Annotated in this window: 10 protein-coding genes; 9 read left to right on the top strand and 1 reads right to left on the bottom strand. The window is 42.7% G+C overall.

Features of this window, described 5'->3' with window-relative positions:
* Window positions 1–32 precede the first annotated feature (32 nt).
* On the top strand, window positions 33–281 hold the full coding sequence (gene acpP, locus BG32_RS06305) for an acyl carrier protein (RefSeq protein WP_006492186.1): 249 nt from the start codon (window positions 33–35) through the stop codon (window positions 279–281).
* A gap of 1 nt (window position 282) precedes the next feature.
* Window positions 283–1,506 carry a beta-ketoacyl-ACP synthase II gene (fabF, locus tag BG32_RS06300; protein ID WP_121526577.1) on the top strand — a complete coding sequence of 408 codons (1,224 nt, stop codon included), beginning with the start codon at window positions 283–285 and terminating at the stop codon, window positions 1,504–1,506.
* A 123-nt stretch (window positions 1,507–1,629) separates the two neighbouring features.
* On the opposite strand, the gene trmB is transcribed toward fabF, so the two are convergent.
* A complete protein-coding gene (gene trmB, locus BG32_RS06295; RefSeq protein WP_121526576.1) occupies window positions 1,630–2,586 on the bottom strand; it encodes a tRNA (guanosine(46)-N7)-methyltransferase TrmB in 957 nt (318 codons plus the stop codon).
* A gap of 168 nt (window positions 2,587–2,754) precedes the next feature.
* On the opposite strand from trmB, the gene hpt reads away from it, so the two are divergent.
* From hpt to BG32_RS06260, 7 genes are all read left to right on the top strand, one after another.
* Window positions 2,755–3,288: a hypoxanthine phosphoribosyltransferase gene (gene hpt / locus BG32_RS06290; protein WP_099771952.1), complete on the top strand. Its 534-nt coding sequence runs from the start codon at window positions 2,755–2,757 to the stop codon at window positions 3,286–3,288.
* Window positions 3,288–3,599, top strand: coding sequence for a hypothetical protein (locus BG32_RS06285; RefSeq protein ID WP_121526575.1), 312 nt, complete (start codon window positions 3,288–3,290; stop codon window positions 3,597–3,599). Before hpt ends, BG32_RS06285 begins: the two co-directional genes overlap by 1 nt.
* On the top strand, window positions 3,596–4,492 hold the full coding sequence (locus BG32_RS06280; RefSeq protein WP_121526574.1) for a DegV family protein: 897 nt from the start codon (window positions 3,596–3,598) through the stop codon (window positions 4,490–4,492). Before BG32_RS06285 ends, BG32_RS06280 begins: the two co-directional genes overlap by 4 nt.
* On the top strand, window positions 4,492–6,849 hold the full coding sequence (gene recG, locus BG32_RS06275; protein WP_121526573.1) for an ATP-dependent DNA helicase RecG: 2,358 nt from the start codon (window positions 4,492–4,494) through the stop codon (window positions 6,847–6,849). Before BG32_RS06280 ends, recG begins: the two co-directional genes overlap by 1 nt.
* Before the next feature lies 1 nt (window position 6,850).
* Complete coding sequence (locus tag BG32_RS06270; RefSeq protein ID WP_006492175.1) at window positions 6,851–7,408, top strand: RsmD family RNA methyltransferase; 558 nt, start codon at window positions 6,851–6,853, stop codon at window positions 7,406–7,408.
* A complete protein-coding gene (locus tag BG32_RS06265) occupies window positions 7,405–7,881 on the top strand; it encodes a Mut7-C RNAse domain-containing protein (protein WP_121526572.1) in 477 nt (158 codons plus the stop codon). The genes BG32_RS06270 and BG32_RS06265 overlap by 4 nt, the downstream gene beginning before the upstream one ends.
* On the top strand, window positions 7,859–8,880 hold a 1,022-nt coding region (locus BG32_RS06260), incomplete at its 3' end, for a GAF domain-containing protein (protein WP_121526571.1). The genes BG32_RS06265 and BG32_RS06260, both read left to right, overlap by 23 nt.

Here is an 8,880-nt window from a genome sequence, read left to right as displayed (position 1 = left end):
AACTGAAAACTAAACTTTGAGAGGTGAGCTCAGTGGAAAAAACATCAACAATTCAGGAAAAAGTGATCTCAGTCGTTGCAGATAGTCTGGGAGTGGAAGCTGGTGAAATCAGTGGTAATTCGAGATTTATTGAAGACCTCGGTGCAGATTCACTAGACTTGGTAGATCTTGTCATGGAGCTTGAAGACAAATTCGAAGTTCAGATCAGTGACAGCCAGGCGTCTAGCTTCAGAACCATTGATGATGTTGTCAAATTCATAAGCACGCTCGATGAAAAATAAGATGAAAAGAGTCGTAGTTACTGGAATGGGAGTTATTAGCTCGATCGGAACTAATCTTACAGAATTCTGGGAATCGCTTAAATCTGGTACCTCGGGAATAGACTGGATAAGCACATTTGACGTGTCCGAATATGGGGCAAAGGTTGCCGGTCAGGTTAAGAATTTTGATCCAACTAAATACATGGATAGAAAAGATGCAAAGAGAAATGCAAGGTTTGTCCAGATGGCAATCGCGAGCGCAAGTGAAGCGTACGATGATTCCGGGCTGGGGAATAGTCGAATAAACTCCGAAAGAGCGGGGGTAATTTACGGCGTGGGACTTGGTGGTATGGATGTGATAGAAGATCAGCATTCTGTCCTAATGAACAAAGGTCCGTCAAGAATCAGTCCCTTCCTTATCCCTATGACGATAGCAAACATGGCCCCCGGACTTTTGGCAATTCGCTTCAATTTCAGAGGCACAAACTTCACCCTTTCCACAGCGTGTGCCTCGGCAACCAATGCAATAGGTGAAGCCACAAGGCTTATTAGAGGCGGAATTCTCGATATTGCCATGACGGGGGGTTCGGAAGCCACAGTAACACCTCTTGCTCTAGCTGGATTTTCGAATATGAACGCTCTTTCACGTGGAGCTCCTAAAACGGCTTCCAGACCCTTCGATCGTGATCGTGATGGATTTGTTATGGCTGAAGGATCGGCAACATTGATCATAGAAGAGTATGAACATGCCATGAAACGAGGCGCTATGATCTACGGAGAGGTTGTTGGTTACGGCTCAACCGACGACGCATTTCACATTACTTCACCGGAAGAGTCCGGAGACGGAGCGTACAGAGCGATGAAAATGGCTTTAGAAGAAGCCGGAGTTGATCCCTCAGAAGTTGACTACATCAATGCTCATGGTACTTCGACTCCACTGAACGACCTAATGGAAACCCGAGCGATTAAGCGTCTATTTGGAAATCGACAAGACTTGAACATTAGTTCGACGAAGTCGATGGCTGGTCACGCACTAGGTGCAGCAGGAGCCATAGAAGCTGTGGCAACTCTACTCTCAATGAAAAATTCCTTTATTCCACCCACTATAAACTATTCGAGTCCTGACCCAGAGTGTGATCTGAACTATACTCCGAACTTTGGAGTTGAAAAAGAATTACATTTCGTACAGAAGAATTCCTTTGGATTTGGAGGTCACAACGCTTCTCTTCTCTTCAAGAAGCTGTAGGTTGCCTGTTCCGGGTGGGGTGCTGAAGCGCCCCACTTTTTCATAGCTTGGAAACTGTTTCTTTGAAGAATGAGCTTTCGTTTTCTATTTGACCAATAACAATATCGGCAATAACTGAGAGATCTAATGATTTTGGTCTCCACCAGGATCTTTCTTCGCGATTTTCTCTGACAATACTCTCAGAGCAAACTTCACAGCCTTAGTCCTGAACGGTCTTGCTTGGCTATCCAGTTTGATGAGCCAACGATTCCCTCGCCTTGATAGATTTATGTAGAATCGCTGGGAGAAGTCCCTATCGACTGTTAGCGTTTCAATCAAGAAGGTATTGCGGTCCATATTTCTGTACAGCCCCATGAATTTCACAAAAAACTCATTTTTCGAAAAACTCTTCCCGTCGACTTTCTGAAGAGATTTCTCGTCAATGTCATCGATCCACAAGTTCGACACACGAACCACGTCCTCTTCACCATTTATTTCGCATTTGATTCTTATGCATTTCATCCTAAAGATCTCTTTACTCATATCCAGCCATTTCTTCTCGTATCTTGTTCCTACTCCGACCGTAGGATTCACTTCAAGGACTGGATCATCGAAACAGTTCGTCTTTCCAACTTCTCCAAACATTTCATGAACAAACTCTTTTGAATCCGAATACAGCTGGAAAAAACCACCCTTTTTTAACACTTTGGCAATCTTCTCAAGGAAATTAACTGAATTGAGCCTCCGTTCTGAATGTCTCTTTTTTGGCCACGGACAAGGAAAATTCATGTATACTCCCGACATTGAATCTTTAGGAAGTATGTTTCGCAGAGCAAAAGATGCATCCACAAGCAGTGCGCGAACATTTCCAACATGATTCCTTGAGAGTGACTTCAAAAGCTTTTTGGCACTTATCATTGATAGCTCAACACCAAGATAATCGGCATTGGGGTTCTCAATTGCCTTCTGAAGTATGAATTCTCCGCTCCCAAAACCAATTTCTAAGAAAGTCTCTCTCTTTCTTCCAAAGACATCCTGGAGATCAAGAGGAAGTTTATATTCCGTACAATCCACATAGTTACGGAGATAGTGTTCACTCATGCTTTCGCCCCGCCCACAAATCAGACAATTATTTCTACCAAATTTCCTTGCTTGACAAAAAGCATTCTAACGCAATTGTGCATCAATTTCTACATTCAGCTTTTTGCTATTCGATCGCATCATTATCCTCCGATGGTATAATTATCGTGACTCCCGGAGGTGAAGGAAATGCTCTTTGATCCTGCAAGAATCGAAGTCCTTTATTCAGAAGAGGAACTGAAGAAAATCGTCAATGGACTGGCAGAGAAGATTAATGAATACTATTCACCGATTACTGATGAAATTACTGCAGTATGTATCTTGAAGGGGTCGGTTCATTTTTACAGTGACTTACTTAAGCGGCTGAATTTGAAGGTCCGATACAACTTTGTTCATGTTTCCAGTTATTCTGGAGCATCAACTACCGGTAGGATTCGAGTTAAAACCTGGGTAGATGAATCGGTTACCAATCGCTACGTCTTGCTTGTTGAAGACATAGTTGACACAGGAGGAACTCTCAGGTACATTATCAACTATATCTGGAAGCAAAAACCAGCGGATGTAAAACTAGTATCGCTTTTCGAAAAGACCATTCACGATCATGGAGTCAAAATTGATTTTACAGGTGAAAAGATTGGGGATCAGTTCATAGTCGGTTATGGACTTGACTACGAGGAGGTTTATCGCAATCTTCCTTACGTAGGTTATTTGAAAGGAGAATAATGAAAAAAGGCAATGTTGTTACACTAGTTCTGGCTGTACTGCTTCTAAGCATTTGCACCATAACTTCCCTTTTTGCATTGAACATTGTCAGTTCCAACACGAAAAACACCCAGCTGATGCTAGAAGCTTCAATAATGAGAGGAGTAAGAGTCTCAGCAGAAAAGCTTCTTCGGTTCAGTATGGAACATGGAAAAAAGCTGGCTGTTGAGATCAACGGTTATCACTTGGAAACGGATGAGATTAATGGGAGTTGGTGTGTGCGATTAGATAATGGAGATAAAGAAGAAATAATATTCGCCGAAGGCAGGTGAGCGATTTGATAGCAATATCCGTTGATTCCGGTTGTGCACCTAGCAGGGATTTTGTGCGGGAGCATAAGCTATTTTTCATGGGGATGAAGGTGATAATTGACGATAAGGAATACAACGATGACTTTGACTTCATGGAGAATGTGTTTTATAGAATCGTTGAAAACTCAAAGGAATTTCATACGGCGCAGCCACCGTTGGGTCAGGTACTTGAATATTATAACGATATTAGGTCAAGAGGATATACAGAGCTTCTTGATATTCACTTTTCATCAAAGATGTCAGGGGTGTACGAAACTTGCGTAATGGCTTCCAAAATGGTCGAAGGAATAGATGTTCGGGTGGTCGATACCAGAAAAGTGTCTATTGGTGCTAATCTTGTGGCCAGAAAGCTTATCAAGCTCGTTGAAACTGGATGTAGTCTAGACGAGGTTTTTGAAAGCGTACCCCGTGTCATTGATAATACTTTTATGGAGTTTAGTGTTCCCACTTTGAAGTATCTCATTAAGAATGGAAGAATAGGAAAGGCGCAGGGGCTCGCAGGAACCTTGCTAAACATAAAACCAATTCTTTCTGTTGATGAAGAAGGATTTATAAGCCCAATAGCAAAACTCAGAGGTATGAAGAAGCTTCAGGAACAGATGGTTCAGAACATCGTGGAATTTCTTCAAAACAGGAGAAAATCAATCGCGCTTTACTCGATTTATGGAAGCGAAGAGTATTTAACCGTTATGCATGAGACAACTGAATGGCTTATAGAATCGATCGAGTCGAGACTTGGAATATCTAGAAGTGACATTGAGCTGGTCAGCGGTAGAATATGGCCTACGATAGCTTGTCACAGCGGTCCTGCGGTTTTTGGACTTGCTTGCTACGGGGAGAGAGAAGCAGAATAATGCTCTTGGAGCAATTCCTTGAAGAATGTGAAAGACTTCTCGAAGCTCACCTCAGCGGCAAAAGGGAAGATAATGTATTACCCGAGCTCAAGCGTTTCCTATCTTTGCTCGATAGGTCCGAGTTGTCTTATTTCTCCTCGCTTGGCGAATACTTGTCTAAGTTTATTTCTTACCTCTCCAGAATTGACGAGTTTCCTCATGATCGAAAGGTCAAAAGATTGAAAAACGGCCTCGAAATGATAGCCAAGCTAAGGAATTTTTTTCTACTTCACAATTCAGAAGAAATTGAATCTCTTCTTGGTAGACCGGTTTCACCTTCGACACCCATTAAGTACGCGTATTCGGTAGGTGAAGCGAGATCAAAGATACTGAAGAGAATGGATATCGAAACAATTGGCGACCTAATACAATATTTCCCGAGAGATTACGAAGATCGAAGGATAATTATGCCCATTTCCTCGATAGTTCCTGACCAAAAGGTAAGTGTAAAAGGCCGTCTTCTGAACTTCTCTGCAAAGAAGGCATCGGGTTATACAATTATCTCAGCAGTAGTCAGCGATGGTTTTGGTCAGTTGCTTCTTAAGTGGTTTAATCAGGACTATATTCTTCAGAAGCTTAGGAGGGACCGAGAGTACTTGATTCACGGTTTGGCAAAGGGAACTCCATTTGGCCCCATGGAGATGAACTCTCCAGAAATAGAGGAGATCCAAGGCGAAGTGCCAAGAGAAATCCTTCCTGTTTATTCGCTAACTTCGGGCATTTCTATGAAGATGATGAGAAAGATCGTCAAACGAAATCTCGGCTTGGTAAGATCGTTGGACGATCTAGTACCTTCCTCAATAACCACTGAAAGGGGATTACTTCCCAGAAAACATGCGTTTACCGCTATTCACTTTCCAAAGAGCCTTTATGAAATTAGGAAGGCTAGAGAATCGCTGGCCTATGAGGAGTTCTTTCTGTTTGAGACTACAATCTTATTCAGAAAACGCCAGATTAGGAAAGAGTATCAGGGTCTCCAAAAGGAAATCAGCGGCGTCTTGTCGAAGAGACTGATCGAATCCTTGCCATTTGAACTAACTAAAGATCAGGTTACTGCTTTCGAAGAAATCAGAGATGACATGAGGGCCGCTTCGCCTATGAATAGACTACTTCAAGGTGATGTTGGCTCCGGGAAGACTCTGGTCGCTGAACTGGCAATGGTCGATAATTACGAAGCTGGCTATCAGAGCGCCTTGATGGTACCTACTTCTGTACTTGCAATGCAGCACTATGAGAAGATCAAGAGAGAACTTTCGCCTATTGGGATTGAAACCGGTCTGTTGACGGGATCATTGAAAAAAAACGAACAGGATTTTGTGAGGATGAGGTTGAAGAAGGGAGAAATAGATGTGGTTGTCGGTACTCACGCACTCATCCAGGATGGTGTTGAATTTAAAAATCTTGGCCTTGTGGTTGTCGATGAACAACATAGATTTGGGGTCAAGCAACGAGAAACATTGACAACAAAAGGCAGGCTTCTCGACAGTCTCGTCATGACCGCCACTCCAATTCCCAGGACTCTTGCTTTAACGGTTTATGGAGACCTCGATATTTCGACAATTCTTACATTGCCAAAAGGAAGATCCCCAGTCAGAACAATTATCCTCGCAAGAAAAAGACTTAAAGATCTTTACTCATACATCTCAGATGAACTGAAGATGGGTCATCAGGCATTTTTCATATACCCGCTCATCGAAGAATCAGAACAGATCGATCTGAAAAATGCTACCGATGAAGCAACGAAACTTAGAGAAGAAGTATTCCCAGGGGTAGGTGTTGAATTGCTTCACGGCAGGTTAAACGATAACGAGAAGCAAGAGATAATGCAGAGATTCAGATCAAGGCAAAGCATGATTCTCGTTTCAACAACCGTTGTCGAAGTTGGGATAGATATACCCACCGCCACTGTTATGGTTATTGAACACCCCGAAAGATTCGGAATGGCTCAGCTACATCAACTTAGAGGGCGTGTCGGTAGAAGCAATCTTAAATCTATCTGTGTAATGGTTATGAATAAAGCTATTTCAGATGATGCTCTCTCAAGGCTCAGAGAATTCGCTTCTACTTCGAGCGGATTCGACGTCGCCGAGCTTGATCTAAGACTTCGAGGACCGGGCGAGTTTCTTGGCTTAAGGCAGCATGGTATGCCTCAGTTCCTTATTGGTGACATTGTAAACGATCGAGATCTCCTCTTCAAGGCAAGAGAAGACGCAAAACAACTGATGGAAGAAGACCCCGAACTCCTTGAGCACGGTGCTCTACGAATCGAAATGGAAAGGGTCTATTCAGAGAGAGCTAGACTGATTGAGGTAGGATAGCATGTTGACAATAACCGGCGGAAAATTCGCCAGGAGAATGATTAACCCAACAACAGCAAAGAAAACCAGGCACACTCCCCAATTAGCTCGTAAGGCCCTCTTCGACGTTATAGATATAAACTCAAAGTCCCTTTTAGATCTTTTTTCGGGGAGTGGGATAATATCTTTTGAAGCCATTAGCAGGGGTGCGGCCAACGTCTTGGCAGTTGAGATTTCAAGAAGGGCCTGCAATTCAATTCTTGGAAACAAACGGGGAATTGATCCCTCTATGGATCTGGAGATTCTCTGCTCAGATTTTCGTAGGGCAATTCCATCATTCGTAAAAAGCGGAATCGCATTTGACGTCGTATTTGCGGACCCTCCCTTCGATGAGGAATACATCCAGCCTCTTATGGCAGTTCTTGAAAGAAATACCGAGCTTCTAAACCTTGCCGGAATGCTTATAGTCGAATCTTCTGTAAGAGAGAAGGGTTTTGTCTTGCAAGGGGCAGGATCCTTCGATCTTGTTGACCAGAGAAACTATGCAGGGGTAGTGTTCTCTTTTATGGTGAAGAAATGAGATTTTTGGTTGAAGAGCCCTTAACCAAACTAGCGAGGAAGCTCAGACTGATGGGTTTTGACACGGAAATATGCTCTAGAAATGAGATAGGCAAGTCAGTTGAGAATCGGGATGTGTTTTTGACTAAGAGTAAGAAAGCGATGGAGGTCGCGATTAAATTTGGGATCAGATCTTATTTAATCAAGTCGGAGAACTGGCGCTCGCAGCTCAAATCTGTAATTCAAAGATTCCAGATAGGTTTGGACGATGTTCACTTTCTTAGCAGATGCTCGAAATGCAACGGTCTGCTTGAAGAGGCTTCCCTAAAAGATGTTGCAATGGTTCCAGATTATGTGGTGCTTACGGCAGAAAGGCTTTACAAATGCACCAGGTGTGGCCAGCTTTACTGGAATGGGAGTCATGTTCAACACATGAAATGGATGAACGAAATTGCAGGAAAGAGTGGTGGTAATGCTGAAGAAAACAAATTTTGAGAAATCATTCGATGAAGTAATCCAGAGGATTTTGAAGAAGATTTCTTCTGAACCCTCTTCAAAAGCATCGCTGTTCATACTGGAGAAATATCGAAACGTTTTCAAAGAAGTCAACCCAGATGAAGCCTTCACTCGCACTGGTAGAGAGATAAGGTTAAGCCTAAATCCCTCTCTGAAGGAGCTTTCTGAGGATTTTTCGGGAGAGATGAACGTTGTTGTTTCCTCTCATGGCAAAGAATTCAGAGAAAAAGTATTTCTCGTCAGTCTTTCTTACGATGGAGAACCTCATGGGCTACTGATTATGTCTGCAGGCGCAGAATCGAATAAATCACTCAAGGACTGGATAAAGGAAATTGAGCTTGCTTTGCATTATTCGCTGAAAAGATCAGCCGAAGAGGAAGCTTTCAGACGACTGAAACTGGTTTCAAAGCTTACTTCGGTACTGGAAACCGAAACTCAAGTTGAAGAATTGATACGTAAATCATTGGAGATAGCAAGAGAAATGTTGAGAGTTAGATGGATCTTCTATCTCGAAGGGCAGGGAAAGAGTCTTCACCTGAAGGCGGCTGTGGGAAACGGTAATAACCCTCTCAAGGGAATCGAAATAGAGATTTCTGATGATCAGTTGAGTGAACTGGCAAGTGAGAAGCTTTTCGTTTCTGCGAGAAAATCAGATCTCTCATCTGCAATCTTTAAAGAAGATGTTTCTGTGGGCTCCTTCATGGCTATTCCTCTAGCCGTAGAAGGAACACTAAACGGACTGATCGTCGCTGCAGACAGGGAAGATATTGAAGGAGAATTCAGAGCATATAAACATCTCGACAAAGAAGATCTTAAAATTCTTGATGATATAAGCAGAAGAATGGCCGTTGCTATTAGCAGAATAAGACTTACAAAGAGGTTGGAGCTAGAAGTAAGGAAGCTAAGACAGCTTGGGAAGAAACATGAAGAACTCATAAATGATCAAAAAGATCAGCTTTTCAAGCTTGGAGTTCTCCA

This window comes from Mesotoga sp. HF07.pep.5.2.highcov (assembly GCF_003666285.1).
Taxonomy (GTDB): Bacteria; Thermotogota; Thermotogae; order Petrotogales; family Kosmotogaceae; genus Mesotoga; species Mesotoga prima.
The sequence above is the reverse complement of the archived record's forward strand: the minus strand, read 5'-3'. Positions and strand labels throughout refer to the sequence as shown.

Excerpts from the sequence above, each read along its gene's own strand:
- fabF (WP_121526577.1), top strand. The coding sequence starts at position 283 with ATGAAAAGAGTCGTAGTTACTGGAATGGGAGTTATTAGCTCGATCGGA.
- trmB (WP_121526576.1), bottom strand. The coding sequence starts at position 2,586 with ATGAGTGAACACTATCTCCGTAACTATGTGGATTGTACGGAATATAAA.
- hpt (WP_099771952.1), top strand. The coding sequence starts at position 2,755 with ATGCTCTTTGATCCTGCAAGAATCGAAGTCCTTTATTCAGAAGAGGAA.
- BG32_RS06285 (WP_121526575.1), top strand. The coding sequence starts at position 3,288 with ATGAAAAAAGGCAATGTTGTTACACTAGTTCTGGCTGTACTGCTTCTA.
- recG (WP_121526573.1), top strand. The coding sequence starts at position 4,492 with ATGCTCTTGGAGCAATTCCTTGAAGAATGTGAAAGACTTCTCGAAGCT.
- BG32_RS06270 (WP_006492175.1), top strand. The coding sequence starts at position 6,851 with ATGTTGACAATAACCGGCGGAAAATTCGCCAGGAGAATGATTAACCCA.
- BG32_RS06265 (WP_121526572.1), top strand. The coding sequence starts at position 7,405 with ATGAGATTTTTGGTTGAAGAGCCCTTAACCAAACTAGCGAGGAAGCTC.